General features: G+C 61.6%; 23 protein-coding genes. 4 read left to right on the top strand and 19 right to left on the bottom strand.

Annotated elements, in window-relative coordinates; all coding sequences use genetic code 11:
* Positions 1 to 347: 347 nt before the first annotated feature.
* From E3T38_RS15175 to E3T38_RS15165, 3 genes are all read right to left on the bottom strand, one after another.
* Entirely contained in the window at positions 348 to 2,180 is a 1,833-nt protein-coding gene (locus E3T38_RS15175; RefSeq protein ID WP_241984505.1) for a bifunctional 3'-5' exonuclease/DNA polymerase, read from the bottom strand.
* Between the two features lie 93 nt (positions 2,181 to 2,273).
* Positions 2,274 to 2,774, bottom strand: a complete 501-nt coding sequence (locus E3T38_RS15170; protein ID WP_134548954.1) for a hypothetical protein — start codon at positions 2,772 to 2,774, stop codon at positions 2,274 to 2,276.
* A 274-nt stretch (positions 2,775 to 3,048) separates the two neighbouring features.
* Positions 3,049 to 4,188 (bottom strand): ScyD/ScyE family protein, encoded by a 1,140-nt coding sequence (locus tag E3T38_RS15165; RefSeq protein WP_166805543.1) that lies wholly within the window; start codon positions 4,186 to 4,188, stop codon positions 3,049 to 3,051.
* A gap of 320 nt (positions 4,189 to 4,508) precedes the next feature.
* On the opposite strand from E3T38_RS15165, the gene E3T38_RS15160 reads away from it, so the two are divergent.
* Complete coding sequence (locus tag E3T38_RS15160) at positions 4,509 to 5,588, top strand: SDR family oxidoreductase (RefSeq protein ID WP_134548952.1); 1,080 nt, start codon at positions 4,509 to 4,511, stop codon at positions 5,586 to 5,588.
* Positions 5,589 to 5,623: 35 nt separating this feature from the next.
* On the opposite strand, the gene E3T38_RS15155 is transcribed toward E3T38_RS15160, so the two are convergent.
* The 8 genes from E3T38_RS15155 to E3T38_RS15120 all read right to left on the bottom strand — a co-directional run bounded on the left by E3T38_RS15155 (position 5,624) and on the right by E3T38_RS15120 (position 15,760).
* Positions 5,624 to 6,847 (bottom strand): NarK/NasA family nitrate transporter, encoded by a 1,224-nt coding sequence (locus E3T38_RS15155; RefSeq protein ID WP_134548951.1) that lies wholly within the window; start codon positions 6,845 to 6,847, stop codon positions 5,624 to 5,626.
* A gap of 2 nt (positions 6,848 to 6,849) precedes the next feature.
* The gene (gene narI / locus E3T38_RS15150; protein WP_104200826.1) at positions 6,850 to 7,602 is read right to left on the bottom strand and encodes a respiratory nitrate reductase subunit gamma; all 753 of its coding nucleotides are present in this window, start codon (positions 7,600 to 7,602) and stop codon (positions 6,850 to 6,852) included.
* Positions 7,603 to 7,604: 2 nt separating this feature from the next.
* Positions 7,605 to 8,222 carry a nitrate reductase molybdenum cofactor assembly chaperone gene (narJ, locus tag E3T38_RS15145; protein WP_134548950.1) on the bottom strand — a complete coding sequence of 206 codons (618 nt, stop codon included), beginning with the start codon at positions 8,220 to 8,222 and terminating at the stop codon, positions 7,605 to 7,607.
* Complete coding sequence (narH, locus tag E3T38_RS15140) at positions 8,219 to 9,973, bottom strand: nitrate reductase subunit beta (RefSeq protein ID WP_134548949.1); 1,755 nt, start codon at positions 9,971 to 9,973, stop codon at positions 8,219 to 8,221. The genes narJ and narH overlap by 4 nt, the downstream gene beginning before the upstream one ends.
* Positions 9,973 to 13,692, bottom strand: coding sequence for a nitrate reductase subunit alpha (locus E3T38_RS15135; protein ID WP_134548948.1), 3,720 nt, complete (start codon positions 13,690 to 13,692; stop codon positions 9,973 to 9,975). The genes narH and E3T38_RS15135 overlap by 1 nt, the downstream gene beginning before the upstream one ends.
* A gap of 151 nt (positions 13,693 to 13,843) precedes the next feature.
* Positions 13,844 to 14,485, bottom strand: a complete 642-nt coding sequence (locus E3T38_RS15130; RefSeq protein ID WP_134548947.1) for an NADPH-dependent F420 reductase — start codon at positions 14,483 to 14,485, stop codon at positions 13,844 to 13,846.
* Between the two features lie 113 nt (positions 14,486 to 14,598).
* Positions 14,599 to 15,075 carry a nuclear transport factor 2 family protein gene (locus E3T38_RS15125; protein ID WP_198417367.1) on the bottom strand — a complete coding sequence of 159 codons (477 nt, stop codon included), beginning with the start codon at positions 15,073 to 15,075 and terminating at the stop codon, positions 14,599 to 14,601.
* Entirely contained in the window at positions 15,053 to 15,760 is a 708-nt protein-coding gene (locus E3T38_RS15120; protein WP_134548946.1) for an SDR family NAD(P)-dependent oxidoreductase, read from the bottom strand. Before E3T38_RS15120 ends, E3T38_RS15125 begins: the two co-directional genes overlap by 23 nt.
* Before the next feature lie 172 nt (positions 15,761 to 15,932).
* On the opposite strand from E3T38_RS15120, the gene E3T38_RS15115 reads away from it, so the two are divergent.
* The 3 genes from E3T38_RS15115 to E3T38_RS15105 all read left to right on the top strand — a co-directional run bounded on the left by E3T38_RS15115 (position 15,933) and on the right by E3T38_RS15105 (position 18,142).
* Entirely contained in the window at positions 15,933 to 16,256 is a 324-nt protein-coding gene (locus E3T38_RS15115; RefSeq protein WP_134548945.1) for a putative quinol monooxygenase, read from the top strand.
* A 108-nt stretch (positions 16,257 to 16,364) separates the two neighbouring features.
* On the top strand, positions 16,365 to 17,003 hold the full coding sequence (locus E3T38_RS15110; RefSeq protein WP_134548944.1) for an MBL fold metallo-hydrolase: 639 nt from the start codon (positions 16,365 to 16,367) through the stop codon (positions 17,001 to 17,003).
* Between the two features lie 62 nt (positions 17,004 to 17,065).
* Positions 17,066 to 18,142 carry a hypothetical protein gene (locus E3T38_RS15105; RefSeq protein ID WP_134548943.1) on the top strand — a complete coding sequence of 359 codons (1,077 nt, stop codon included), beginning with the start codon at positions 17,066 to 17,068 and terminating at the stop codon, positions 18,140 to 18,142.
* Between the two features lie 32 nt (positions 18,143 to 18,174).
* Here the strand turns inward: E3T38_RS15105 and E3T38_RS15100 are convergent, their stop codons facing one another.
* From E3T38_RS15100 to E3T38_RS15065, 8 genes are all read right to left on the bottom strand, one after another.
* A complete protein-coding gene (locus E3T38_RS15100) occupies positions 18,175 to 18,807 on the bottom strand; it encodes an HAD family hydrolase (protein ID WP_166805542.1) in 633 nt (210 codons plus the stop codon).
* Positions 18,808 to 18,827: 20 nt separating this feature from the next.
* The gene (locus E3T38_RS15095) at positions 18,828 to 19,931 is read right to left on the bottom strand and encodes an ABC transporter ATP-binding protein (protein WP_134548941.1); all 1,104 of its coding nucleotides are present in this window, start codon (positions 19,929 to 19,931) and stop codon (positions 18,828 to 18,830) included.
* A 4-nt stretch (positions 19,932 to 19,935) separates the two neighbouring features.
* Positions 19,936 to 21,240, bottom strand: coding sequence for an extracellular solute-binding protein (locus E3T38_RS15090; RefSeq protein WP_134548940.1), 1,305 nt, complete (start codon positions 21,238 to 21,240; stop codon positions 19,936 to 19,938).
* A gap of 87 nt (positions 21,241 to 21,327) precedes the next feature.
* Positions 21,328 to 22,149, bottom strand: a complete 822-nt coding sequence (locus tag E3T38_RS15085; RefSeq protein ID WP_134548939.1) for a carbohydrate ABC transporter permease — start codon at positions 22,147 to 22,149, stop codon at positions 21,328 to 21,330.
* Positions 22,146 to 23,075 carry a carbohydrate ABC transporter permease gene (locus E3T38_RS15080; protein ID WP_104200621.1) on the bottom strand — a complete coding sequence of 310 codons (930 nt, stop codon included), beginning with the start codon at positions 23,073 to 23,075 and terminating at the stop codon, positions 22,146 to 22,148. Before E3T38_RS15080 ends, E3T38_RS15085 begins: the two co-directional genes overlap by 4 nt.
* Positions 23,072 to 25,213 (bottom strand): PQQ-binding-like beta-propeller repeat protein, encoded by a 2,142-nt coding sequence (locus E3T38_RS15075; RefSeq protein WP_198417366.1) that lies wholly within the window; start codon positions 25,211 to 25,213, stop codon positions 23,072 to 23,074. Before E3T38_RS15075 ends, E3T38_RS15080 begins: the two co-directional genes overlap by 4 nt.
* A gap of 83 nt (positions 25,214 to 25,296) precedes the next feature.
* Positions 25,297 to 26,184 (bottom strand): MurR/RpiR family transcriptional regulator, encoded by an 888-nt coding sequence (locus E3T38_RS15070; RefSeq protein ID WP_104195585.1) that lies wholly within the window; start codon positions 26,182 to 26,184, stop codon positions 25,297 to 25,299.
* A 351-nt stretch (positions 26,185 to 26,535) separates the two neighbouring features.
* Positions 26,536 to 26,847, bottom strand: a complete 312-nt coding sequence (locus tag E3T38_RS15065) for a hypothetical protein (RefSeq protein ID WP_134548938.1) — start codon at positions 26,845 to 26,847, stop codon at positions 26,536 to 26,538.
* Positions 26,848 to 26,930 lie beyond the last annotated feature (83 nt).

The raw sequence follows: 26,930 nt of genomic DNA, 5'->3' as shown, positions 1-26,930 counted from the left end.
ACTGCGCCGTCATAGCCAAAACCACCACCATCATCGACTTCCAACGCAACTACTACACCGACAACTCCATCGTCACCATCAAAAAAGGCTAACCACCCCAGAACTCCCTCGCAGGAACCAGGCGGGCCCCACGTGCACACAGCACGCGAGGCCCGCCTCTTCGCGCACCCCAACCCAAAAAACCGCCGTTCCCGCCATGGGTCAAAGGATACCCATCCATAGCCGCACCGTAAGAATAGAGGCGGCGCTGGGGCTGGCTGTGACCGTCGGTGGGGCTCGACACGCTCGACCGATGGGACGGTCAGGACGTTTCAACCCCGTCTCAGTGATACCGTGCCGCAGTTGAGCTACTTGGCCTGGGCGTAATTATCGACGGTGGCTACGGTGAGCATGAAATCAACCGGAAAATCGCCGAACATCAACCGGCCAGCAGCCTCGGCCGCGTTCACGATGATGTTGGCAACGGCCTCCGCCTGCGCGGCTGGGGTGTGCACGATCACCTCGTCGTGCAGAAAAAACACCAGATGTGGCGAGATGTCGAAGGGCGCGCGGGCACTCGGAGCCAGTCTCGAAGATTGCGCGGCTATGGTGCCGCGCGCAGTCACAGGATTGAGGCCGGACCCCGTTGCTGGCCGCGCTTCGCTCGAATGCTCATTGCAGGGATCCGGGCTCGGCAAAGCCGTAAGCTCCCGGCGAATCTCAGCCATCCAGCACAGCGCCCACTCGGCGGCGCTGCCCTGCACGATGAAGTTACGGGTGAAGCGTCCCCAGTCGCGCGCCTGGCTGCGAGCGCGTCGCTCATCGGTCGCCGTTGCAGCCGGGTCGTAGGCCAGAACCTGGGCCGCGTGCCAGCCGGGTCCCGGTATCGGTGATGACCGACCGAGTCGGGTCGTCACCACGTCGCCACGCTCTCCGGCACGAGCCGCTGATTCGGTGAGAGCGATTGCCCGTGGATAGGCGCGGGCCAGGCGGGGCATGAGCCGGCCGATTTCTCCGGTCGTGGCCCCGTACATGGCTCCGAGCATAGCGACCTTGGCGTGATCGCGGGTCTCGACGACGCCGCTGGCCACGATGCCGGCATACAGGTCGCTGCCACGACCCGCCCGGGCCATACTCATATCCTGGGCCAGCGCCGCGAGAATACGCGGTTCGAGTTGGGCAGCGTCGGCCACGACCAGTTTCCAGCCGTCGTCGGCGACGACGGCACCACGAATTTGCTTGGGTAGTTGGAGGGCTCCTCCGCCACGGGTCGCCCAGCGACCCGTCACAACACCCCCCGGTATGTAGTCCGGGTGGAATCGGCCGTCGACTACCCAGGATTCCATCCAGATCCAGCCGTTGGCACTGAGCAGTCGAGACAGTTTCTTATACTGCAGAAGCGGTTCGATGACCGGATGTTCGAGCTTCTTCAGCTCCCACGCACGCGTCGTAGAAACGGAGAGCCCCGCCCGTTGCAGTGCCTTGATCAACTCCTGGGGGGAGTCCGGGTTGAGGGTGGCATCACCGAGTTCTGAGCGGATGCGCCGGACCAGCAGTTCCAGACGCTCCGGACGGAGGCCGGGCGCGACCCGCGGCCCCAGCTCACGGGTGAGAAGGAGTTCATGCACATCGGTGCGCCAGGGCAGCCCGGCGTACCGCATCTCCGCGGCCACGAGGGCGCCGGCGGATTCGGCAGCCAGCAGCAGCCGCATCCGCCCAGAGTCGGTGGCGGTCGACACCGCGTCGAGTTGCCGACGAAACTCCCCTGCCGTGCCGGAGTCGCCGCTGGCATCAGAATCCGCATTTGAGTCGAAATCAAAGAGTGTCGCCAGGGGCTCTGCTCGGTCGGTCGTGCCAACGCTCGCGACGTCCCAGCGCCCTGGCGCCGCCAGCGCGAGCTCGCTCGTCATAGTCAGCGCGGAATTTTTCAGGATCACGTGGCACAGACGGAGATCATGGCAGCGCTGCACCCGGATGCCGGCCTCCAGGAGCACCGGGTAGATACGGGCGGTGTCCTCCCAGACCCAGCGGGGTGCGGTCCGGTCACCGGTGGCCGATTCATGAGAGCTGGGTTCGAGCGACGACACAAACGACCGAAACTCGGTCAGGGTGAGGCGGGCCGCCTCAATAGACCGGCCGACATCGTCAAGCGTATCGACCAGCACGTCGCCACCACTTGTCTGCCGCACCAGTACATACACCCATCCACTCTGCCCGCTACCGGCAGACGCCGTACCCATCCGCTTCGTGATATCGATGGGTACGGCGTCTGCCAGAAGGCCCGATTGCGGTCTTTAGCTGGCGATTTTGTCTCCGTTCGGAGCGACCACCCACCAGACGCCGCCAACACCCTCTCCGGTGGTGTCCCCGGCAGCAGAGTCGCCCGCCCAGTAGTAGAGCGGAAGTCCAGCGAGAGTGACTTGTTTGGTACCATCCGTGCGGGTGATGACACCGACCGTGCCGGTCACGCCGTCGACCGTGGGGGTGTCGGATTCGGCGACGACGGCGGGCCACTTGACGAGGCACTCGCCCTCGCAGGTGCTCGTGCCGGAGTTTGCGACGTCCTTGTCGAAGACATACAGTGTCATTCCGGCGGTATCGACGACGATCTTGCCGAGTGAACTGTCCGCGGTCGCAAGGGCCGGCTTGACCGCGGCATCGCTCGTCGGGCTGGATGAACTCGACGTGTCGGGGGCCGGGGTCGTCGTTCCCTGCGAGCATCCGGTCAGCGCGAGAATACTGAGCGCTACTGCCCCGACGACTGGTCCGGCCTTGAGCCAAATTCTGCTGTTCATGATTGCTTCCTTCTCTCGGTACACGCTCCTGAAATGGAGCGTGATGAAGTGCGATTGCATGAGGTGCGATGACGTGGTGCGCACTGCGGAGGTGCTCGGCGTAGGGGGCCTTGGACTTATCACGAGGTACAGCCGAAAATGGTTCAGTGCCCCCATCGGCCGAGGTCGGAATGGGGTATCGGTTTGAAACCGATGCAACAGAGAGATGACGGGTGCATTGGCTTCCGTGGAAAACGATTCACCCGCCGAGCGGTCGAGTAGCGGATGCTGCGATCTAGTCTCCACCGAGCCTCACCGAGAGCTTGACGACCTTCCCAATCGGTTGCGGAGCTCCGGTCGCGTCGGCCACGAAGGAGTTCGTCGTGACGTACGCGCTGTTTCCGGCGAGTTCGATCGCGGACGGCGAGGTGACCGGGATCTGCAGTATTCGATCGGTCAGGGTCGGGTGGAACACCGAAACCTGACCTGTCCCGTTCGGGCCGCCGAACAGCTCAGTGACGGCGATCAATCCGGTGCGCTTCGACACGGCCAGGCCTGTCGCTCCGACAAACCCGCCCTTCACAAACTGCACCTCACCGTCGGCCGGGTTGAACCGGTAGACCGCGCCGCGAGCTCCGAGGCTGTCGTCTTCGGGGCCACCGGGCAGGGTCGTCACGTACAACCAACCGTCACCACCCTGTTCGACGTCGGTCGGTACCGGTTCGAACCGGTAGCCGAACCCGGCCGTGCAGGCGGGGAACCCGGCGCCGGCAGCGATCTGGGGAGTGACTATGATCGGGTCACCGGCCGGCAGCACGGCAGCCGTGCTCACCGTTCCGTCGTAACTTACCTTGAGAATGGCGTTCGCACCGGCATCCGCCACATAGACGGCATCCTCCAAAGGAAGGCTGGCGTAGGGGTGGGTGTCTACGATTCCGACATAGCTGACGGGAGCCGTTGGCGCCGCAGGATCGAACTGGTCGAGGCAGGACTGCGGCAGGTCGACGAACCCATAGCTGTTGACCTGGTCGGGGTTTGCCGCGCTCTCATAGGCGTAGAGATCGGCAATCGGCGCGGCCACACCACCCAACGGCAGCGAGTACAGCGCCGATGCGGTGTGATCTTGCGTGTTGGTCGAGTAATAGACGGTACCGTTACGCACAGAAACGGCCCCCAGCTCATCGCCGGGGTTGGCGCGCGCAATGACGCTGGTGGCGCCGTCGGGACTGATCCTGGTGAGCGCCCCCAGGGCGTTTTGCGACACATACACTTTTCCGCCCGCCCCAACGCCCAGACTAAGTGGTAAAAACAGGCCACTCGCCAGTACTGTGGGCCCACCAAGGGTGGGAATCTCCACAGCGGATGCCGGGACTGCGATCATCGCGGACGAGACGGCGGTGACGCAGGCAACGGCGGTGAATACGAACTTTTTCACAACGTGCTCCTTGACTCGATGTGGCTTTCCGGGTGAATGTCCGAGAAAACACGACGGTCGCGCGGGGAACGGTGTGACGGGTAGGTGCTGAGCGAGGACATTGTGTGTGCGATGCACCAATGCGACGAGAGTCATGCAATCCCGAAGGAGCCGGCGCACACAGACGTCGACACGGGCACACTATCCCCGAAGCTGGACGTTGTCTAGGTAAATAAGCGCGTGACCACCGTGTGCAGAGTGTCGGCCAGCAAGGCGACTCGTGATCATCCGCCAAGGACGGGAGGGGGAATACCTCACAGAGCACACGGTTGCATTTAGCGATGACTTCTTCACTTGAACCCCGTACCGCCCTCGTCGTCGGAGCCTCCGGAATCACCGGATCCGCCGTGGTCGACCAGTTATCTGCCGAGGGCTGGCACGTTCTCGCCCTCGCCCGCCGCAGCGGCCCAGCCTTACCCGGGGTGCGCTGGATTCAGGCGGACCTTCGCTCCGCCGCCGAACTCAACCGAGTGTTGGCCAGTGAGATGCCCGAACAGGTCTTCTTCACCGCCTGGTCCCGTCAGAACAGCGAGGAACTCAACATCGAGGTGAACGGCGGCATGGTGCGTGATCTCCTCGCCGCACTCGCCCACGCACCAGTGCGCCACGTCGCCCTGGTCACCGGCCTCAAGCATTACCTCGGCCCGTTCGAGGCCTACGGGCAGGGCAGCATGCCCGACACGCCCTTTAGCGAAAACGAACCGCGACTCGACGTGGCGAACTTCTACTACTCACAGGAAGACGAACTGTTCGCGGCATCCGCTCGCCAAGGATTCACCTGGTCGGTGCACCGTTCGCACACCGTGATCGGCCACGCGGTCGGCAACCTCATGAACATGGGACTCACCCTTGCCGCACAGGCTGCCTTGTGCAGGCATCTTGGCATTCCCTTCGTGTTCCCCGGCAGCGCGACCCAGTGGAACGGCATCACCGACATGACCGACGCGACGATCCTTGCCGAGCAGATGGTGTGGGCAGCGACAACGGCTGCCGGGGCCAACGAAGCATTCAACGTCGTCAACGGCGACGTCTTCCGCTGGCGCGCGATGTGGCCGAAGATCGCCGCATACTTCGGCGTCGAACCGGTTGGTTTCGTGGACGAGCCACGACCGCTCGAGGTGCAGATGGCTGGAATGGAGCCGGTCTGGGCCGAACTCGCTGCCGCGCAGAACCTCGTCGAATCCGACTTGGGGCGCATCGCATCGTGGTGGCACACCGACGCCGACCTCGGCCGGAATATCGAGGTCTTCACCGACATCACCAAGAGCCGCCTCGCCGGCTTCACCCCGCACCACCGCACGATCGACTCCTTCACAGCCTTGTTCGACCGCTACCGCGCCGAGAAGATCATCCCTGAGTAAACCGCTTAGCGGTGTCCAAAACGGCAGCGTCGCTATCAGTTGGCCTCATTTGGCACCGTTTGGTTGGGGTGTTCGTGCACGGCGACGATGGTGAAGACCAGGGCCACGGCGGCCGTTCCCGCCAGCAGGAGCAGACCGATGGCATAACTATTATCGGCGGCATTGTAGGTGGCCCCCATTACAAGCGGGGGGAAGTAACCGCCGAGACCGCCAGCCGCGCTGACGATGCCGCTGACCAATCCGACCTTGGCGGGTGGCGAGTTTCGTCCCAGCCAGGCGAAGACTCCCCCAGCGCCCAGCCCCAGGGCCGAAGCCATTGCCACGAAGGTCAGCCCGGCCGGTATCTCGCCGTCGGGGCGCAGATTCACCACCCAGGCTAGAACAGCGACCGCGGCCAGCGCCACGATGACGACCGGCTTGGGACCGATGTGGTCGGCGAGGATTCCGCCGACCGGGCGTAGCAGAACCGCGGCGACGGCGAATCCGGCCGTGCGGGTTCCCGCCGCGGTCAGGTCGAAATCATAAATATCGCGCAGGTAGGTTGGCAGGTAGGTCGAGAAGGCGACGAACCCGCCGAACACCACACCGTAGAGAAAGCACATCTGCCAGGTCACACCGAGTTTTGCCGCGTCAAAGAGCTTGGGAACGAATGGCTGGGAATTCGATACCCAACTCGGAGCATTCCCCATGCAGGTTCGCACGAGGACCGCGGCCGCGACGAGCAGGCAGGCCAGGATCAGGTGCGTGGCAATGTAGCCGAACCAGTCCACGAACCTGGGTGTGAAGAATGCGGACAGTGCTGTCCCGCCCATTCCCGCACCGAAGATTCCCGTTGCGAAGCCGCGCCGGGACACTTCATACCAGTTGCTCACGAACGGAATCCCGACGGCGAAGACCGTTCCGGCGACGCCCAATAGGAGCGCGCACAGGACGAGAGCCCAGTAGACCCCCAGGGTTCCGGCCAGCGCAACGAGCAGAAGTGCGGGGACAGTGGCCAGGAGCACCGTGGTGAACATGATCGGTCCACCGAAGCGATCCGTGAGCACACCCACCGGAATACGGCCGATCGAGCCGACAAAGACGGGCATGGCCACTAAAACGGATGCCTGCGTCGACGTCAAATTCAAATCGACGCTATAGCGCACCCCGAGGGGGGCCACACTCGTCCAGGCCCAGAAACACACCACGGACGACAGCGTCGCGAGAACAAGATTGAACCCCTTGCTGGCCCGGGCACGCTCCCGCACAGTTTCAGGCATGGCTATTTTTTGTCGCGTGCTCGGTCTTCGGTTCCAATCGCTGCCCAGCCGCGTCGGATTGGTCTGATCGCGCCGGGTACCTGGTCGCGGGTGCGGTAGACGATATACGGCCGAAACAGGTAGTGCAGGGGCGCGGTGAAGGCGTGCACCAGCCGAGTGAACGGCCAAATGGTGAACAGAAGCATGCCGACGAGCGTATGGATGTGGAATGAGAACGGAGCTGCGGCCATCGCGGCGATGTCAGGCTGAAGGATGAAAAGCGAGCGGAACCAGGGCGCGACGGTCTCCCGATAATTATGTCCGTGGGCACCCTCGAACACGCTCGCCAAGGTGGTCCAGAGGCCGAGTACGATCGCGGCGGCCAGTACGACATACATGACCTTGTCGTTGCGGGTTGTCGCCATAAATACCGGGCCGGTCTTGCGCCGGCGATAGATCAAGATCAAAATGCCACCGAGCGTGCCGACCCCGGCGACCCCGCCGACAAGTAGGGCGTTGAGATGGTAGAAATCCTGGCTCATGCCCACCGCGAGCGTCCAGGTCATCGGGATCACCAGACCGAAGAAGTGCCCGGCAATCACCGCGAGCAGGCCGAAGTGAAAGATCGGCGACCCAATCCGCAGCAGGCGACTTTCATACAGCTGTGACGACCTGGTCGTCCAGCCGAACTGGTCGTATCGGTAACGCCAGATGGAGCCGCCGATCAGGATGGCGACCATGACGTACGGCAGTACGCCCCACAGCAGCAGGTCCATGGCTATGCCTCCTTGAGCGGCAATAGCCGGGGATCGTATGGTTCGAGGCCAACGGTTTCGGTTGGCGGGCCGTAGCCGGCCATGCGCTGCACCGCTTCGCGATCGGCCGGGGAGGCGCCCGGTAAAGTGCCGCAGACGCCAGCGACGACCTCGCCGTAGGGTGACCCGTGTTCGATCAGGGCGAGCCTCAGCAGCTCGAGGCTCGGTCGGTACTGCCGAAGCAGTTCCCGACCGGCGACGGGGTCGGCGATCGCCGCAAACTCGAGCACGAGCGGCAGAAAGTCGGGAAGTTCGCCGTGGGTGTTCGTCAGAAAATCGGTCTGTCGGTACACCTTTTTGAATGCGGCAAGCACGTCTCCGCGGCGGCGGGTGTCACCGTCGGTCCAGTAGGACAGATAAAGCGGATGGTGTTTGCTGAGGTCAAAGGTCTCTACGTAGCGCCGCTGCAGAGTGCCGAGGTCGGTCTGTGACAGGTACCCGAGGAAGCCCTCGAATTTCGCCGCCTTACGGCCCTGCTCGGCGAGCGCGGCGCGCATGAGCGGCACCCGCTCCAGCAGCTGGGTATCGGGATACGACAGGCACCAGCCAGCGGCCTGGTACGCCACCCGATCGCGCATCATGGCGTGACGACCGGCGCGTCGGGCGCGCCTTGAGACCCACCGGTCGCTTTCGGGCCGCCCAGATCGGCCGGAGAGGCCGCTGCCGCCCGCGGCACGTCACGGGTTTCCGGGAACAGGCCGGCCGGGGCCCCGTTGCCGTCCCAGTTGAGCAGGTTCACCCGGTTGCGCATGGTCACAGCGCTGCTGGCCGTGTCGGAGGTTTGCCGATCCTTCAGAGCGTAGAAATTCTCCACGGCGACCGGTGTCGGCCGTCCGCTGGCCTCTCCGAACGGCGAGTCCTCGTACATGCCGGGGCCGCCCTCGAAGTCGACGGAGCAGCCCATCTCCTCCAGGTCGTGCGCCTGCTCCACGTGCGCCTTCGGAATGACGTAACGCTCCTCATATTTGGCGATGGCCATCAACCGATACATTTCGTACATCGATTCCGGTGTCATTCCCACGGAGGCCGGGATGTCGACATCCGCTTGCTGGCCGAGGGTGATGCCGCGCATGTACGCGCGCATGGCGGCGAGCCTGCGCAGCACCGCGGTGATGCGGTCGGTATCACCGGCGGTGAACAGTTCCGCGAGGTACTCGACCGGGATGCGTAGGGCATCGATCGCGCCGAACAAGGTTCCGCTGTCTTCAGCGTCGTGACCCTGGTCGCTGAGCAGATCTACGATCGGCGACAGCGGCGGTACATACCAGACCATCGGCATGGTGCGATACTCAGGATGCAGCGGAAGGGCGACCTTGTAGATTTTCGCGAGTGCGTAAACCGGTGAGCGTCGGGCTGCGTCGATCCAATCGTCGGGTATCCCCTGGGCGGATGCCGCGGCCGCCACCGCGGGATCGTTCGGGTCAAGCAGCACATCCATCTGCGATTGGTACAGGTCTTTCTCGTCCGTGACGGCCGCAGCATCGGTAACCCGATCAGCATCGTAGAGGAACAAACCCAGGTAGCGCAGCCGCCCCACGCAGGTTTCCGAGCACACCGTCGGCAGGCCGATTTCGACGCGGGGATAGCAGAAGGTGCATTTCTCGGCCTTACCGGTTTTATGGTTGAAATAGATTTTCTTATAGGGGCAACCGGTGATGCACTGTCGCCATCCGCGACATTTGTCCTGATCGACAAGCACGATGCCATCCTCGACCCGCTTGTAGATCGCGCCCGAGGGGCACGACGCCATGCAGGACGGGTTCAGGCAGTGCTCGCAGATGCGGGGCAGGTAGAACATGAAAGTCTGCTCAAAGGCGAACTTGATCTTGTCCTCGGATTCACGCCGCACCTTTTCGACGATGGGATCAAGGTGGCCCATTTCGGGGGCGCCGCCGAGATCGTCGTCCCAGTTCGCCGACCAGGTGATTTTGGTGTCCTTTCCCGTGATCAGCGATTTCGGTCGAGCGACGGGAAAGTCATCTCCGAGTGGGGCGTCGATGAGGGTCTTATAGTCGTAGGTCCAGGGTTCGTAGTAGTCCTTCAGCTCGGGTTGCACCGGGCTTGCGAACAGCCCGAGCAGTTTGGCGACGCGACCGCCACTTTTCAGTGCCAGCCGCCCCTTCTTGTTGAGTTTCCAGCCGCCGCGCCATTTCTCCTGGTCTTCGTAGCGGCGCGGGTAGCCTTGTCCCGGGCGGGTTTCGACGTTGTTGAACCAGACGTATTCGGTTCCGGCCCGGTTGGTCCAGGCCTGTTTGCACGTGACCGAGCAGGTATGGCAGCCGATGCACTTATCCAGGTTCATCACCATGCCCATTTGAGCCATAACACGCATCAGTACCGCACCTCCTGGGAACGTCGCCGAATGGTTGAGACCATGTCTCGCTGGTTGCCGGTTGGCCCCAGGTAATTGAAGGCGTAAGAGAGTTGCGCATAACCGCCGATGAGGTGGGTCGGTTTCACGAGCAGTCGGCTCACCGAGTTGTGGATGCCGCCGCGGCGCCCGGTGGCTTCGGACTTGGGTACATCGATGGTGCGCTCCTGCGCGTGATAGACGTAGACGACGCCCTGCGGCATCCGGTGGCTGACGATGGCCCGGCCTACGAGTACCCCGTTCATGCTCACGCACTCCACCCAGTCGTTGTCAGCGACCTCGATGGAGGCCGCGTCGATCGGGCTCATCCACACGGTCGGGCCGCCGCGGGACAGCGACAGCATGAACAGGTTGTCTTGGTATTCGGAGTGGATCGACCACTTGGAGTGCGGGGTGAGGTAGCGCACGGTGACCTCGGTGGTGCCGTTGGGCCCGAATCTCGGTTCGCCGAACAGACGCTGCATGTCGAGCGGCGGCCGGTATGTCGGCAGGGCCTCGCCGAGGTCGATGATCCAGTCGTGATCGAGAAAGAAATGCATGCGCCCGGTGAGGGTGTGCCAGGGTTTGAGTCGTTCGACGTTGATCGTGAACGGGGAGTAGCGGCGTCCGCCGGTTTCCGTTCCCGACCATTCCGGTGACGTGATCACGGGCACCGGGCCAGCCTGGGTCTGGGCGAAGGTGACGCGTTTCTCCTCGGAACCGGCCGCGAGGTCGACGAGGTTCATGCCGGTCTGCTTCTCGAGTTCCCTAAAACCCTGCACGGCGAGTTCGCCGTTGGTTGTTCCCGAGAAACTGAGAATGGCCTGGGCGAATTTCGCGTCGGTGTCGATCGCGGGCCGGCCATCGCCGGCACCGCCGAGCATTACTCCGTTGCTGCGGGCGAGCCGTTCGATCTCGTGCTCCATGTGGTACGTCACGTTCTTCACGGTAAAACCCCGCTCTTCGGCGAGTGGCCCCACTGTGGCGAGTTTCTCGGCGATTGCGGTGTAGTCGCGTTCCACGATCGAAAAAACCGGCATGTTCTGCCCGGGCACAGCGGCAACGGATGCGTCCCGCCAGTCCCGGACGATTCCGCCCGGCTGTGCGATCTCACCGGGGGTGTCGTGCTGCAGCGGCACGCTCACGAGATCCCGCCGGGTGCCGAGATGAACCCGGGCCTGCCGGGAGAATTCCTCGGCGAGTAGGCGGAAGGTGTCGAAATCGGTCTTGGCCTCCCAGGGGGGATCGATCGCCGGGCTGAAGGCGTGCACGAACGGATGCATGTCGGTCGAGGACAGGTCGTGCTTTTCGTACCAGGTAGCGGCCGGAAAGACGATGTCCGAGAGCAGCGTGGTCGAAGTCATCCGAAAATCGGCGGACACCAGCAGGTCGAGCTTGCCCTCGGGCGCGCTCTCCCGCCAGGTCACATCGCGCGGTCGTGCGGCGTTCACGTGGTCCTGGCCGAGCACATTGTGGTGGGTGCCCAGCAGATGCTTGAGAAAGTACTCGTTGCCCTTGGCGGAGGAACCGAACAGGTTCGAGCGCCACAGCACGAGGGTGCGTGGCCAGTTCTGCGGGGCATCGACGTCGTCGATGGCCGGGGTGAGTCGGCCACTCTTGAGCGCGTCGGCGATGTAACGCGGGGCATCCGTTGTTTCACCACGGTCGATCGCGGCCTGCACCTCGTCAGCGAGGTCGAGCGGGTTGCGGTCGAATTGCGGGTAGAACGGCATCCACCCGAGCCGCGCGGATTGGGCGATCGTGTCGGCGGTGTGCATGCCATCGAAGTGGCCAGTGGCAAGCGGCGATTTCAGCGAGTCGGCCGAGTACCCGTCGGACCGCCACTGGTCTGTGTGCATGTACCAGTAGCCTGTGCCGATCATCGTGCGCGGCGGGCGACTCCAGTCCAGCGCGTTGGCGAGCGAGATCCAGCCGGTGATCGGGCGGGTCTTCTCCTGCCCGACGTAATGCGCCCAGCCGCCGCCGTTTCGGCCCATGCAGCCGGTCAGCATCAGCAGCGACAGTACCGCCCGGTACGTCGCGTCGCCGTGAAACCACTGGCAGATCCCGGCCCCCATGATGATCATCGACCGGCCCTTGGACTGCTCGGCGTTGCGGGCAAATTCCCGCGCCACCCGAATGCAGGCCTCCGCCGGAACACTCGTGATCTCGGCCTGCCAGGCCGGCGTGTAAGGCGCGGATACGTCGTCGTAACCGGTGGCCCAGTCGCCGGGCAGCCCGGGACGGCCCACCCCGTACTGGGCCATCATCAGGTCGAACACGGTCGTCACCAAATGCCCGGCGATGCGGCGCACGGGCACGCCGCGGGTGAGAATCGATCCCTCCCCCGATGGCGCTTCAAAACATGGCAGTCGGATGCTCACTGCCTCGCCGTTCGCCCCGTCTAGAAGCGTCAATGCCGGGTCGACACCCTCTAGATCCAGGTTCCATTTGCCTTGTCCGGCCTCGCCGTAGCGGTGACCCATCGAACCGTTCGGCACCACGGGCGCACCGGTGTTCGCGTCGAAGAGTACCGTCTTGAACGCGGCTCCCTCCGTCTGGGCGTGCTCCGGAAGGTCGGCCGCCGTAAGAAACTTGGTGGGCACGAGGCCTTGCCCGTCGGGGTGTTCCTCGAGTCGCACCAGAAAGGGCAGGTCGGTGTAGCGGCGCACGTAACCTTCGAAGTAAGGAACGCTCCGGTCGACGAAGAATTCCTTGAGCAGTACGTGGCCCATCGCCATGGCGAGGGCGGCATCCGTTCCGGCCTGGGCCGGCAGCCACTCATCGGCAAATTTGGTGTTGTCCGCGTAGTCGGGGCTGATCGCGATGACTTTAGTGCCGCGATACCGTACTTCGGTCATCCAGTGGGCATCCGGTGTGCGTGTCACCGGCACGTTCGAGCCCCACATCATGAGGTAGGTGGCGTCCCACCAGTCGCCGGATTCAGGAACGTCGGTCTGGTCGCCGAAAACCTGCGGGCTGGCCACCGGAAGGTCAGCGTACCAATCGTAGAACGACGTCATGACGCCGCCGATGAGCTGAATGAAGCGGTTTCCGGCGGCGTGGGAGACCATCGACATGGCCGGAATGGGCGAGAATCCCGAGCAGCGGTCGGGACCGTACGCCTTGATCGTGTGCACATGGGCCGCAGCGGTGATCTCGATCGCTTCCGTCCAGGGGATACGAACGAGGCCGCCTTTACCACGAGCCTGCTGGTAGCGGCGACGACGGTCGGGGTCTCCCATGACGTCCGCCCAGGCCAGCACCGGGTCATTCAGCCGGGCCTTGGCCTCACGGTACATTTCGACGAGGACGCCACGTGCGTAGGGATACCGTACCCGGGTCGGCGAGTAGGTGTACCAGCTGAAGGCCGCTCCGCGCGGACAGCCGCGGGGTTCGTACTCAGGACTGTCTGGCCCGACCGAGGGATAGTCCGTCTGCTGGGCTTCCCAGGTGATGATGCCGTCGCGTACGTAGACTTTCCACGAGCAGGACCCCGTGCAATTCACCCCATGGGTGGACCGAACCACCTTGTCGTGGCTCCACCGGTCACGGTAGAACACGTCGCCCTTACGGCCGCCTTCGCGAAATACCGCCCGGCCGTCATCTGTCTGTTCCCACCGAGTGAAGAAACGGCCAAGCGACAGCATTGCATCCGACGCTTTTCCGTCCAACCCGGCAGGCAAAGGTCCAGCTGCCATGACGACAGCCTAAGTCGGTGTTTCGCCACGCGCTAGCACTACTTTGATTGTTCGCGAAATTGATCGCACCAGACGGGTCACGTTCGAACTTCTTCGACACTCGGGGGCGGACCGCCGACGGTCACCTGCTGAGGGTGACCGTCGGCGAACGCTATACCGTGCGCGGTGCCTTCGCCAGGTTGGCCTCGAGCTCTGCAACCGTCTGACGGATGCCGTAGGCCGGACGGTCACGCTCGACACGCCAGCTCTCGACGAGAGGGCCGATGTTCACTGTGTCGAAGCCGAATTCGTCGTAGAGCTTGGTGACGAAGTCGGAGGCGTCGGTGAAGTCGGAGGACGTTGCCAGCGCGCGCCGGGCCGGGTCGCCGGTCGGGTGCGAGTCGGCGGTGATGTCCGCGGCCGTAATGTGATTGAACCCTTTCGCCACGCGCGACGTGGGCAAGTGCTTCTGCAGCATGCCGGTCACGGTCGTTTCGCCGTTATCGAGGGCTACGATGTGTCCGTCGCGTTCGAAGTAGTAGTTATTGGTGTCAATAACGATCTTGCCGGCGAGCTGCTGAACGGGCACATCCACGTAAGCCTTGAGCGGCACCGTCACGATCGCGACGTCGGCGGCCTCAGCGGCCTGCGCCGCGGTTCCGGCGGTCGCTTTCGGGCCCAGCTCGGCTACGAGCTCGGCGAGGGTCTCCGGGCCTCGGGAATTGCTGATCACGACGTCGTAACCATTTTCGATCGCCTTGCGAGCGACCTGGCTGCCAATGTTTCCTGCACCGATGATTCCAATAGTTGTCATGGTGGCGACAACGAGGGCGGGGCCGAAAATGTTCCCGACGCTTCCAACGCCGGCAAATCCGCCACACGAGCGTCGCCATGCTTCTTGACGGCACCCGCTACGACGAGTCGCTGCTATTCGACCTGTGAAACGTGGTAGTGGCTGATGAGCCAGGAACCATCGATGTATTCCAGCACAGCCGTCAGGTGAACGGGAATGACGACGCCGTCGGGACGGGTGAAGTCGACGTCGATATAGGAGATCAGCGTTGAGTCGGAGAGCTGGCGGTGTTCCAGGATTCGGAACGAGGGACTGAGGCCTACAGGCTGCCTATCGTAATAGCCGATCACACCGAGCCTGCCAATCGAATGCGTCGGCGCGACGCCCTGGAATAGAGCATTTTCGGTGAAGTGGGACGCGACACGTTCCGGCTCATGCTCACGGATGCCGTTCGCCCACGCATCCAAGACTTCCGTCAAGATGCGAACTCGGGCGACGCTATCAAGCGCGATCATCGGTTTCTCTCCTGTTCGTTTTTCCCGAGTCGAAGACGAGACGGCCAGCGCAGCCTGCACGTCGAATGATGACTCAGCTTCCGGCGCTTTGTCCACCGTCGATGTGTAGGATCTCGCCCGTGACGAACGGAGCCTGTTCCAGGTAGAGGACGCCACGGGTGACATCATCGATCGTGCCGATCCGTCCGACCGGGTGCCAGCCTGCGAGCATTCCGTGCGTTTCTTCCGGGTGCATGGGTGTGTGGATGACTCCCAGAGAAACGGCGTTCACGCGGATACCGCGGCCGGCGTACTCGATCGCCAGGGACTTCGTGACGGAAGATAGTCCGCCCTTGGTCAACGAGGCGAGAGCCGACGGAGCGCTTGAGTTCGCGAATTCAACAAGCGTCGTTGTCACGTTCACCACGTGGCCCGCTCCCTGTTCGACCATCTGCGCGATGGTCTTCTGCGTAATGTGAAAAAATCCCCCGAGGTTCACCTGAAGAATGTTGTTGTAGTCCTCCTGGGTGTACTCGGTGAATGGTTTACCGATAAAAATTCCGGCGTTGTTCACGAGCGTGTCGATCCGGCCGAACTTCTCCATCGCGGTGCTGATGACCTTCCCGGCCACAGCGGGGTCCGAAATATCTCCGGGTACCGTGATGACGTCCGAGTGTTCAGACGCCGTGATGGAGCGTGAATTAGCGACGACGGCATAGCCGAGCTCGCGGAATGCGGACACCAGACCTGCTCCGATGCCTTGGGAGCCCCCCGTGATTATGGCTACTTTACGAGTTTTCATGGTCACAATTCCTCAGCGGTAATCGGTCTAGATCGTCCATTTCGATTTTAGTCGACAGGTGCTTCGGTCATCCGCTCGGGACCGACCGCCGCCTACACTGGAATAACTCACCATCGGGTTTTCAGGAAGCGCCGCCACTCAACGGGACGTGACCGAGGAAAGGGACCATTTCATGATTTTCATCGTTGCCAAGTTCACTGTGAAACCAGAGTGGACTGATCGTTGGATGGACCTGACACGCGACTTCACAGAGGCCACGCGCCAGGAACCAGGCAACCTGTGGTTCGACTGGTCGCGCAGTGTTGAGGATCCTCACCAGTTCGTTCTCGTCGAGGCATTCCACGATGATGCGGCTGGATCTCACGTGAACAGTGCGCACTTCTCCGCGGCAATGAAGGCTATGCCGCAAGCGCTCGTGAAGACTCCAGAGATCATCAGCGAGCGTATCGACGCTGAAGGTTGGGGCCAAATGGGAGAAATGACGGTGCCCGAGTAGCTGAAAGTCGGGTTATCGCGGAGTTGGTCGACGTGACTCCCCCACGATCTACCGCTAACCCTGCGACGCCGCCGTACGAGACCCGCAACCGGTTATAGGAACAGGACTATGCACGATCTCAACGCCCTCACGGTTCGCAGCATCTCGGTATCCGAGATGAGCAATAAGGTTTACGTACTCACCTCGAAATCGAGCGGCGTGCAGGTACTGATTGACGCCGCCGACGATGCACCCGCCATCTTCACCCTTCTCGCAGATGCCCAGAAGGACACGAAAGCCCTCGTCAGGCTGGCCCTCATTGTCACCACACACTCGCATTGGGATCATGTTCGGGCGCTTGGTGAGGTCAGGGAGGTGACTAGAGCACCCACTGCAGCGGGGCTCGACGATATTGCAGACATTGCCGTGCCCACAGACATACCTCTGCATCACGGGGACGTCAGGAACGTCGATGGCATTGAACTCGAAGTGATGCACCTGCGCGGACACACCCCCGGGTCGATTGCCCTGCTCTACCGCGACCCGCATGGTCCCGCCCATCTGTTCACGGGCGATTCGCTCTTCCCTGGCGGACTGGGGAACACCAACGATGATGCCCAACGTTTCTCGTCGTTGTACAACGACGTCGTCACCCGAATCTTCGACTACCTCCCGGACGACACACTGGTGCACCCGGGCCATGGAGCAGGCACAACGCTCGGAGCCGAGCGGAGCAAACTCTCCGAGTGGAAACAACGCGGCTGGTGACGACGGTAGCCGCCTGACGCATCCCCGTAGTGCACGGCCGACCATCGGGATACTCTCAGGTCATGAAAAAATCGTGGACCTCAGATGACTCACGGAAAATGACAGAGGCGTCGAGGCTAAACGAGACACACGCACCTCTGAGCCAGGCGCAACTCAAGATTGCAATGGAATACCGCGATGTCCTGAAAAAGACGTACCTCTTTCTCCGGTTCGGCATTGTCGGAACGGTTGTCGCAATACTCCTCGCCGTTTTCTTTTTCACCCCTGACGACTACCTCGTTCACGATGGGCAGACACTTCGCTCGATCAGTCACTACTACTACACGCCCGCACGCATCGTGTTCACCGGCGCACTGTGCTCGGCCTCGCTTGCGCTTCTTGCCATCGCGGGGAAAGGCGTGCAAAGCTACCTGCTCAACCTCGCGGCCCTTCTCGCCCCGCTGATCGCGATCGTCCCGACACCTGTCTTACCGAGTGAGGTTGGTCCAGCTGCACAGCTTGCGAACTGCCCCAGCACAATCGACTGCATTCCCGCCGACCAGCTTCCGTATGTAGCAACGGGATTTCAAATCTGGTTGATAATTTCGATTACCGTGATGATAGTTGCACTGGGATGGAACGTATGGCACTACGTCAACAAGTCTCGCCCCGTACCGGAGGCCTTTCGGGTGATCCTCGCACTCGGCTTCTTCGTCTGGATCTTGTACTTCGCGCTCTGGAATGTGCCGGGTCAGGATCTGTTTCGGCAATACGGACATGTCGCCGCGGCGGGTGCCTTTTTCATCCTCATCGCAACTGTGACCGTTATCGAAGCCTGGCGCCAGTGGGCGGACCGCGACAATCAGTCGCAGCCACCTCCACCGGCTTTTTTCCACCGGAGAATGTACTCGGGCATCTACTTTGTCCTCGGTGTGATCATGTTCCTCGACATCATCGCTGGGACTCTAATTCTGGCAAAATTTATTCGGCCTGAAGATTGGCAAATAGGCAACTCGGTGTTCATCGTCGAAGTCGTCGCTCTTGCCGCCTTCGCGGTGTTCTGGCTCGTACAGACGGCCGAGCACTTCAAAGACTCCAACGGATGGGAGTCCCTCTCTGAAGCACGACGACGGGGCCGCGCGCTGAGGCAGGCACGGTAGCGAGGTGGGCTCGGCACGCAGTTATGCCGAATTTACTTGCGTCCGCAGTCGGTGTGCGCAACGAGAGCCATGATTTCGCCCAGCGACTCGACGATGTGTGCAGCATCGGCTTTACGCAGCACCTGTTCAGAGGAGTAACCGCCCGAAACACCAATAGGTATGTACTCTGCCGCGGAAGCAGCGACCATGTCATACTCCGTGTCGCCGATATAAAATGCGCGCTTGCGACGAGCTCGATGTAGGACCAGTTGCGACACCTTGTCTGCGACCTCGGCATCGACGACATCTAAGACTGGCAGCACAGATAACGATCTCTGGTCGAACTGCACTGCCGCAGCGGAAGCGGCAGATACAACGCCCAACCAAGCCCCCGCCTCTGACAGCGCCAGGAGAGCAGCATTAGTACCCGCGCGAAGACGCGTGGGCGTCTGGGTCATGTGGTGGTTACACTCGGCTTCAGCGACGGCGAAGTCGAGTGAATGCACGCCGAGATCGCGGAACATATTCTTCATGGGCAGGCGAAATTTTCTAGAGAATTCATCCGTGTCGAGCGCTCCCAGGTCTCGCGCCTCGAGTACTGAATTCAGCGACGCCCGGGCACGATCGGCGTCAAGCACGACCGTGCCATTCCAGTCAAACATCACCATGGTGTCGGTTAACTCCATTGTGCTTACGGTTGCGTCCATTACGCGAGGACCGATTGACGCAGGGTGGCCCCGACCGACTCTGCCGCTCCAACGCGACGTCCGGTCTCTTGAGAGTAAGCGTGCACGAGGCTTGGAGCGCAGTGCACCGTGACCCGTGCGCCCGGGTTGGGAGTGTCTTCGACGTCGCAGCGAAAAGTAACGGCATGACCGGAGTCGCTAATCAACCGTACGATTCGATCTTTCCCTGTCGGTTCGACCAGACCGACAACTCCGGTGATCGCCCACGTGCTGGAACTATCCGAGGGGGTCGTCAGTGTGAGGTGTTCGGCACGGACGCCGAGAGTGAGTGCGCCCGAAGCCCGGGCAGCAGAATGCAGTCCGAAAGCAGACTCGCCCGTCACCTCGTCGATTTTCAGGAGGTTCATCGGCGGTGATCCGATGAATGAGGCCACGAAGAGTGTCTGCGGCACAGCATAGAGCTCATCGGGTGTGCCCAGCTGTTCGATCTGTCCGAGGTTGATGACCGCGATCCGATCGGCCATCGCCATGGCATCGAGCTGATCATGAGTGACGTTGATGCCGGTGGCACCAACGGAACGCAGAATGCTCGCAATTTCCAGACGAAGTACGGCATGGAGCTGCGCGTCCAGGCCGGAAAGTGGCTCGTCGAGCAGCACGATCCCGCTTTGTCTCGCCAGCGCTCTGGCGAGAGCGATGCGCTGGCGCTGACCACCGGACATTTCTTTTGGTTTCCTGTCCAGCAGATGTTTGACCTGCATCCTGTCGGCCACATCGTTGGCCCGAGCATTAGCAACCTGTTTGTTGAGCCCCAGGCCATGACGCAGGCCGAGCGTGATGTTCTCCAGAGATGAGAGGTGCGGATAGAGAGCGAAATGCTGGAACACGATAGCGGCGTCTCGTTTATGCGGAGGAATTCCATTCTGAGCAACGCCATTGAACTCGACTGTTCCTTCGTCAGGGTCCTCCAGCCCGGCGATGATATGCAATAACGTGGATTTGCCCGACCCTGACGGCCCGAGGATAGCGAAGTTCTCGCCATCCTCGATGGTCAGGTCGATCCCGTCGAGGGCTTTTACCTCGGCAAAGGATTTGTGAATTCCGAGAATCTTGACCGCGGTCATGTTGTTACTCGCTCACAATCTGGTTGATGTTCGTGACAGTCTCGTTCACCGTTTCCGTGGCGTCGGCACCCGACTGGAGCTTCTGCGTCATCAGTCGCACAGTGTCAAAAATCTCCATGGTGTCCTTTCCGGCGAACCCACCCCACGGTGTAAGCGGCTTATCGTAGCTCCACGCGTAGGTCAACTGCTTCGTCGCGGCGTCGCTGGCAAGGAGCGCGTCTCCCGCTTCGGTGTCGACTGGAATGTAGCTGTACGACGTGCCGCTGGCGGCGGAGACGGCCTCCGGAGAGAGCAGCTCGGCGATCAAGGCATTCGAATACGCTGCACGGCAGGCATCTTCGCTGAGGACGATCCAGCCGTTGCCACCGGCGGGCAGGGCGCCTTCTTCCCCACCAACGCTGGGTAGATCGACAGGCATCCAATTGAATGCGTCGCCGATGCCCTCCTGAATCGTGGCAATAGTCGAGGTCGTATAGATCAGGAATGCCGCATTGCCTCCAATGAACTGGGCGATGGCATCCTGATTGTTCACTACGCCAAGTTCAAGATTCTTGTTCTTGAGTGTGGGCCAAATGGAGAGCGCCTCGATGGCCTTCTCGGAGCCAAAGCCCGCGGTACCGTCGGAGTTGACGTACGTTTCTCCCGAACCCTGAATCAAGGCTTGGCTAAACCATTCCGGAAGGCCGTCGGTTGGTATGCTCACCGACGGCTGCCCAGTATCGGCGGTTACTTTTTCGGCGGCGGCGACGAGATCGTCGAGAGTTTTGATGTCTTTCGCTTCGCCCGCATCGGCAGAGTCCAGCGCGTCCTGATTGACAAGCAAGACCGTGGCGGAAATCTGATTCGTCGCCAAATAGACCGTTCCATCGACCGTGCCAGCGCCAAGAAACTGGGTCTTGTAGGTCGGTCGCAACACCGATGTGTCGATTGGTGACGGAGAGTAGGTATCAACCCAGAATTGCAGCTGGCCCAGTCCTGTCATGATGAGATCGGGACGATTACCCACCGCGATGTCAGCCACAATAGTTTGGGTGAGCTCGTTGTAGTTAGACGTCGACGGCGGCGTAGCGTTGATGGTGAGGTCAGGATAAGTCTTCTGCAGATTCGCGACGGCAATAGCCATAGCCTCATTGGCCATCTGCCCATAAGTGACAGTGATGGTATTTTCTGCGGGGTTGCAATGGGCGATGTTGGCTGCCGCAGCGATGGAGGCTGCGGGGACCGAGGCCCCGGATGCCGCACATCCTGACAACAAGATAGAGCCGGCGGCCAGAGCACCGAGTGAGAGAGAAAGTCGTTTGGTCAACATAACAAGAACTCCTATATGTATGAACTGCAGTTCGGAACTTCGGGAAAATCGCGGGAAGAATAATGCAGACCCTGATCTAGCGCGTGGTTATCCTGGAATCTCCGCTCCGCTCATGCCTTGAACGAACCGCTTCTGCGCGATGAGAAAGAGAACGATCACAGGTGCGGTCACGATTGCGGCACCTGCTGCGAGTGCGGAGTAGTCGAACCCCGCGTCAGCTTGTTGAAAGAGTGCAAGGGCGAGGGGCGGGGTGGCAAGGTCGGGGCTGCGGGCGATGAGGAGCGGCCACATGTAGTCGTTCCAGTGGGTGAAGACAGAGAAGACGCTGAAGGCGGCGATGCCGGGTGCAGCCATGGGAACGACCACGTTTCGGAGAGTTCGGAAGTGCCCTAGTCCGTCGGTGCGTGCCGCGTCCATGAGGGAATCGGGAATGGCCATCATCTGCTGTCGGAGGAGAAAGATCCCGAACGCGCTGGTCATATAGGGCAAAACGAGTCCGGGGAGAGAGTCGGCCAGGCCGATGCTGTTGATTCCGATGAAGATGGGAATCAAACTGACCTGCCCAGGGACGAGTAAACAGCCGATAACGATCGCCAGGGCGACGCCTTTTCCGCGCATGCGAACTTTGGCGAGCACATAAGCGGCGGGAATGCAGGTGATGAGCTGGAGCGCCAGGATTGACAGTGTCATGACAGAACCGATGAGAATCGCTTGGCCAAGATTGGCTTCTGTCCAGGCTCGGGCGAAATTCGACCAATCAAAGCTCGCAGGGATGAGCGAGATGCCGTCAAAGAACACCTCGTCGGCGGTAGAAACGGCGGTCCGCAGCATCCAGTAAAAGGGAAAGAGCGACACCAGAACGGCCAGGGTAATCACCAGCCATCGTCCGGCTCGCAACACGTGAATCATTTGTGACCTCCTGCGAGTACGCGACGTTGGATGAGTCCGATGCCTACGAGCACGACAAGTAGCAGGAAGGACAGCGCGGACGCTGCCCCGAGATCGAAGTAGCCAAAACCAAGTTTCCAGGTCATGGTGAGAATCGTTTCGCTGGCCCCCTGTGGACCACCCTGCGTCATGACATTGACGGTGTCGAAAACCTGTATCGAGCCGAGTACGGCAACGACCGTGGCGAAGACTACGGTCGGTTTCATTATGGGCAGCGTGATGCGGGTGAGTTTTGTCCAGCCACGGATGCCCTCGGCCCTGGTGGCCTCGTGGATGGTGCCAGGGACGGTGGCCAGCCCAGCGAAGAAGATCATCATGCTAAACGATGCGCTCCGCCACACGCCAACCATGGCCAAGGTCAGCAGCGATGTACTCGTGTCGCCGAGCCAGTTGACCGCCCCAAATCCGGCGAACCCCAGCACTTGGTTGATGAACCCGCCCTGGAATGCAAAGAGCCAACGAAACACGACCGCCATGGCCACGAGGTTGGCCGTCATCGGCAAAAACAATGCGGTTCGCACGAAGGCGCGCCCTCGCGCCACAGAATTTGCAAGCAGCGCTAGGCACAGACCGATCCCGAGGCTGGGCACGATCGTGATCACGGAATACACGAGGGTGTTTCCGATGGCCTGCAGTACGGCAGCATCGGTGAGGACATGTTCGTAGTTGGCCAGGCCCACCCAGGTCCACGCGCCGCCGGTCAGCGGCACCGAGAAGAAACTCGCCGCGAGCGACAACACGGCAGGAACGATAACAAATGTACCGATACCGATTCCGGCTGGCAGAAGAAATAGTGCGGGAACAAGATTCGTACGTGAACGCCGCAACGGCTGTGCAGGGAGGCGAGCAGCGATGACAATTTTCTCGTCGCGCAGGAGAGTCGTCATAACGCAATGTCCTTTGACAAAGCAAGCACGTTGCCGTCGACGCCAACAGCAATGAGCCGGTCACCTGCGTCCACGAGACCTGCGGCGATCGGTGACGCGAGTTGAGTCTGCCCGATCAGCTTGCCTTCAAGGTCGATCCGCCGCACGATGCCGTCAAGTCCGGGCAGTACCAAGTGCTGCTCGACCAGGATTGGTGCTGCGATAACGGGGTGCGGGATTTTTGTATAGGACGCCATCGGGAAGGGGGCGGAACCTGCGATCGGCAGGTCCCATAACGTGTCGCCAGTTTCGCGCTGGAGCAGCTGCAGCCCATGCCCCGTGACCGTAATGATGTATCCCGCATCCGTGATGACCGGCGTAGCCGGACTGAATCCGCCCTGGTGCGGCTGCGTCCACATCGTTGCGCCTGTGGCCCGATTCACGCGCGCGGTGCTGCCAAACGCCGGCATAATTACCGTGTCAGTTTGTGGATCGTAGCTGGCCGTGCCCATGATGAGCATCCGCTTGAGCGCAAGGAAGGGATCCGTGCCGTCCCAGCCGGCCCGGTTCCACACCGACTCGCCCGTTTGAGCGTTCAGACCTATTGGATGCTCGGGCGTGGGCCAGAATCCCATGACCAACAGATCATCGATCAGCAGCGGGGCTGAGTGGTTCACGAGGTTGTGATGCGGCGAAAGGTCGGTGCGACGCCAGATTACTTCTCCGGTGCGGATGTCCACGGCTCGCAAGTCGGACTGGTCGCCGAGGTAGACCACTCCGTTGGCAACCGTTGGGCTGCCCCAGGCGAACCGGCGAAGCGGATCGCTCGATTTCAAGGTCCAGATGACCTCTCCGGTGGTGCGATCAAACCCGGTCAGGTCGCCGCTCACTTCAGCAGCCACGACAACGTTCAAAGTGGCGGCAGGCGTCGTCTTCACTGCCGAAGCCGTGTGTGCTTGCCAGACCAGCGCCCCGGTGGCCAGATCGAAGGCCTCCACTGTCCCGGCCGCACGATCCTCGATCTGGCCGCCAGCGAGAACGAGGTCGCCGTCAACGGATGCACGCTGCCGATGGCCGGCGCCACCGAGTTCGGCCCGCCAGAGCACGGCCGAATTGTTCGACGGCGTGCTCGTTGCCGCAAAAGTCGACGTAGCTACATCGCCGAGGACGTCGGGGACGGGAACGGTCAGCAGCGTCTGCGTCTTTAACGTGATGTTCTCGCCGTCCCAGGTGACAAGACGGTAGGCCGGCGGACTGTAGTCGAGGCTTGCGAAGAACGTGGTGGGGCTGTTTACGTGCAGGGTACCGTCAACCTCGACGACTCTCGACGTGTGCCAATGGCCCGAAAAGGTTGCCTTGGGCAACCACGGCAGCTGCTCGATGATGGAGAAATTCGGCTGGTCATGGAACAGTAAAATCCATGGGCTGCCCTCTGGCCGAAGCTGAAGGTCTGCCCGCACCCAGGCGTTCTGCACCTCGTGGTCGATACCGAGCTCATGGGTGTGCCAATCGAGTGTGACCACATGCAGCCCCGCGACATCGAAGCTATACCAACGTGGCCCGAAGTAGCGTTCATACAGCTCGGGCGTTCCATCATTGGTGAGATAATTATTGCGGCTGATGATGGCGCCGTGGCGCCCGTTCATATGGTCGTGGTTTCCGGGAATGAGGTGCACGGGTACCGGGCTCGACGTCAGCACGTCAACGTACGCTTCGTATTCCTCAGTAACGCCGTGGTCGACGAGGTCACCCGTAACGAAGATACTCTGCGCGTTCGGGGCGTACTCCGGTAGCCGGGTGAGGAAATCACGGACTTGGCCGGGAAGGCTTCCTTCGCGGTAGAGGCCTGAGCGAGTGTCATCCGCTTCCGTCGCGTCCTGCGGGACCGTCATATGAGTGTCCGTGAGGTGCACAAACTCGTACGGAAGAGACTGCGGCATCGACAGGAGTTCGAAACGAATCTGGGTTTCGTGGTTTGCCGGAACCGGGTACCACCACGGTGTCGCGGTATGGCCCGTTGGCCGGGTGATGACGACGAAGGAACCTTCATCGGGCAGGGCGAATAGGCCGGAGGCGTCGGTCTGGGTAACGTGATGGCCATTGGTAACGGCAATGCCCTCGGCCGGTTGGCCCGAGCTGTAGGCGACAATTCCGTGCACGGTAGATCCTTTACATATTGTGATTTGGGCTGTTCAGGCTTCGGGTCGAGTTGGCAGGTAAGGCTCTCCAAGATTGGACGGAGCTATATACGGTGCTCGATCAGCACATCCTCGGTCATGGCCAAGTGTGCTGAGCTGGTACTGCTGCGCAGTGCCAGGGTGACAAAGAGAGCGTCCAGCACGGCGAAGTGCACGATCCGACTCGACATCGACTCAACGCGGTAAGCAGTTTCGGCGCTCCCCGCAACAAGGCTGAGGTCTGCCACCTCAGTCAACGGAGAATGCGAGAAGCTGGTCAGGGCGACGGTAGTCGCGCCGGAAAGTTTCGCTGCGCGGGTGGTGGCGAGTGTTTCAAAGGTCGAGCCTGTGTGGCTGATGGCAAAGAAAACGTCACCGATTCGAAGCATCCGTGCGCTGACATGCTGAGTGTGCACGTCGAGGGCAAATGTAGCGTCAATGCCGATCTGGGTGAGGCGATAGGCAGTGTCCACTGCCAGCGGCGCAGACGTACCAACCGCTCCAAAGAGAACACGGCGGGCGCCAACTATCTGCTCGGCGATCGCTTCGAGCACGCTCAGATCGAGAGTCTGCGCGGCCTGACCAACTGCTCTGGCAGTTGTGTCCATGACCTTGAGCGTGATTTCGGCGACCCCATCACCCGGCTGGATTTCGCCGAGAACGCGACGTTCGCTCGGTATCGACTCGCTGGCGAGCGTGATTTTGAGTTCCTGAAAGCCGCGCAGCCCCAGAGTCGCGCAGAATCGTATGACCGTCGCGGGGCTGGTGTCGGCGCTCGCGGCCAGCTCACTTACCGATAGGTGGATGACGCCAAAAGGGTCCCGCAGGACCGCATCAGCCACGCGCCGCTCGGCTGGGCTGAAATCGATCAGTCTGGCGCGGATACGTTCTGGCGTGTGGATGGACCCCGGATTGAACGATGTTGCCAGCGCGGGAATTGTTGTTTCGGTCATAACTGCGACGTTAGGGAGGCGGTGTGAACGCGCCTCGCCCCCAAGGTGAACTCTGAACGTTAATTTCTAATACGGCAGACGAATGAAAGTTGATTTCGGTAAGCGATGACCGGCGTTCGGCTTACGGAAGATGCTCTTCGGAGGGCGAGCCGTTCCCTAGAGCATCAGGCCCTGCGGCTTTTCCAAATTTCGAACGGCGACCACGTGCCGAGGGCGCCGTGCAGGATAAGTGTCCGCACGGTCAACCGTCTGCACGTCATTGATCTCCGCCGTACCGAGCGTGTCACTCACGCGTGCAGCCGGCAGCGCGGATAGATGTGACCGCCGCAAGGACAGGCGCGGTCTGAAGCGTCATCCATGGGCCGCGAGCGCAGCTTCGATTTGTTGCTGGGTTGGAGATCCGGCCAGGCCGTTCGGTGTGAGGTAGATCCGGCAGGCGAGGTCGGTGGTGCGGCCATCCGTTGGGAAGAGATCGACACCGTCGACGAGGATCGTCGGCGATCCAGCGAACGGGACCTGTGCGGCCGTCTCGGCAGAATCGACCAAAGTGGATGTGATCAGTGTGTTCGAGGGCATCGCGTTGTCGACGGCGCGCTGCAGCCGAACGCGGGTCAGCTCCGAGTTCGGGCAGCCGGCAATGTGGAGCAGCTCAATTGTCGCCATGGTTTTTCCTTCTCTACACAGGGCCACCGAAATGCGTATCGCCTCTTCGCTCAATTCTGTCACCCCGCGCTTTGACCGCGCAG

The organism is Cryobacterium sp. Hb1, assembly GCF_004403585.1.
Classification (GTDB): domain Bacteria; phylum Actinomycetota; class Actinomycetes; order Actinomycetales; family Microbacteriaceae; genus Cryobacterium; species Cryobacterium lyxosi.
This window is presented reverse-complemented; position numbering and strand designations above follow the sequence as displayed.

Coding starts and splice junctions, on each gene's coding strand:
- E3T38_RS15170 (WP_134548954.1), bottom strand. CDS start 2,774: ATGAACAGCAGAATTTGGCTCAAGGCCGGACCAGTCGTCGGGGCAGTA.
- E3T38_RS15160 (WP_134548952.1), top strand. CDS start 4,509: ATGACTTCTTCACTTGAACCCCGTACCGCCCTCGTCGTCGGAGCCTCC.
- E3T38_RS15155 (WP_134548951.1), bottom strand. CDS start 6,847: ATGCCTGAAACTGTGCGGGAGCGTGCCCGGGCCAGCAAGGGGTTCAAT.
- narI (WP_104200826.1), bottom strand. CDS start 7,602: ATGGACCTGCTGCTGTGGGGCGTACTGCCGTACGTCATGGTCGCCATC.
- narJ (WP_134548950.1), bottom strand. CDS start 8,222: ATGATGCGCGATCGGGTGGCGTACCAGGCCGCTGGCTGGTGCCTGTCG.
- narH (WP_134548949.1), bottom strand. CDS start 9,973: ATGCGTGTTATGGCTCAAATGGGCATGGTGATGAACCTGGATAAGTGC.
- E3T38_RS15135 (WP_134548948.1), bottom strand. CDS start 13,692: ATGGCAGCTGGACCTTTGCCTGCCGGGTTGGACGGAAAAGCGTCGGAT.
- E3T38_RS15130 (WP_134548947.1), bottom strand. CDS start 14,485: ATGACAACTATTGGAATCATCGGTGCAGGAAACATTGGCAGCCAGGTC.
- E3T38_RS15120 (WP_134548946.1), bottom strand. CDS start 15,760: ATGAAAACTCGTAAAGTAGCCATAATCACGGGGGGCTCCCAAGGCATC.
- E3T38_RS15115 (WP_134548945.1), top strand. CDS start 15,933: ATGATTTTCATCGTTGCCAAGTTCACTGTGAAACCAGAGTGGACTGAT.
- E3T38_RS15110 (WP_134548944.1), top strand. CDS start 16,365: ATGCACGATCTCAACGCCCTCACGGTTCGCAGCATCTCGGTATCCGAG.
- E3T38_RS15105 (WP_134548943.1), top strand. CDS start 17,066: ATGAAAAAATCGTGGACCTCAGATGACTCACGGAAAATGACAGAGGCG.
- E3T38_RS15100 (WP_166805542.1), bottom strand. CDS start 18,807: ATGGAGTTAACCGACACCATGGTGATGTTTGACTGGAATGGCACGGTC.
- E3T38_RS15095 (WP_134548941.1), bottom strand. CDS start 19,931: ATGACCGCGGTCAAGATTCTCGGAATTCACAAATCCTTTGCCGAGGTA.
- E3T38_RS15090 (WP_134548940.1), bottom strand. CDS start 21,240: ATGTTGACCAAACGACTTTCTCTCTCACTCGGTGCTCTGGCCGCCGGC.
- E3T38_RS15085 (WP_134548939.1), bottom strand. CDS start 22,149: ATGATTCACGTGTTGCGAGCCGGACGATGGCTGGTGATTACCCTGGCC.
- E3T38_RS15080 (WP_104200621.1), bottom strand. CDS start 23,075: ATGACGACTCTCCTGCGCGACGAGAAAATTGTCATCGCTGCTCGCCTC.
- E3T38_RS15070 (WP_104195585.1), bottom strand. CDS start 26,184: ATGACCGAAACAACAATTCCCGCGCTGGCAACATCGTTCAATCCGGGG.
- E3T38_RS15065 (WP_134548938.1), bottom strand. CDS start 26,847: ATGGCGACAATTGAGCTGCTCCACATTGCCGGCTGCCCGAACTCGGAG.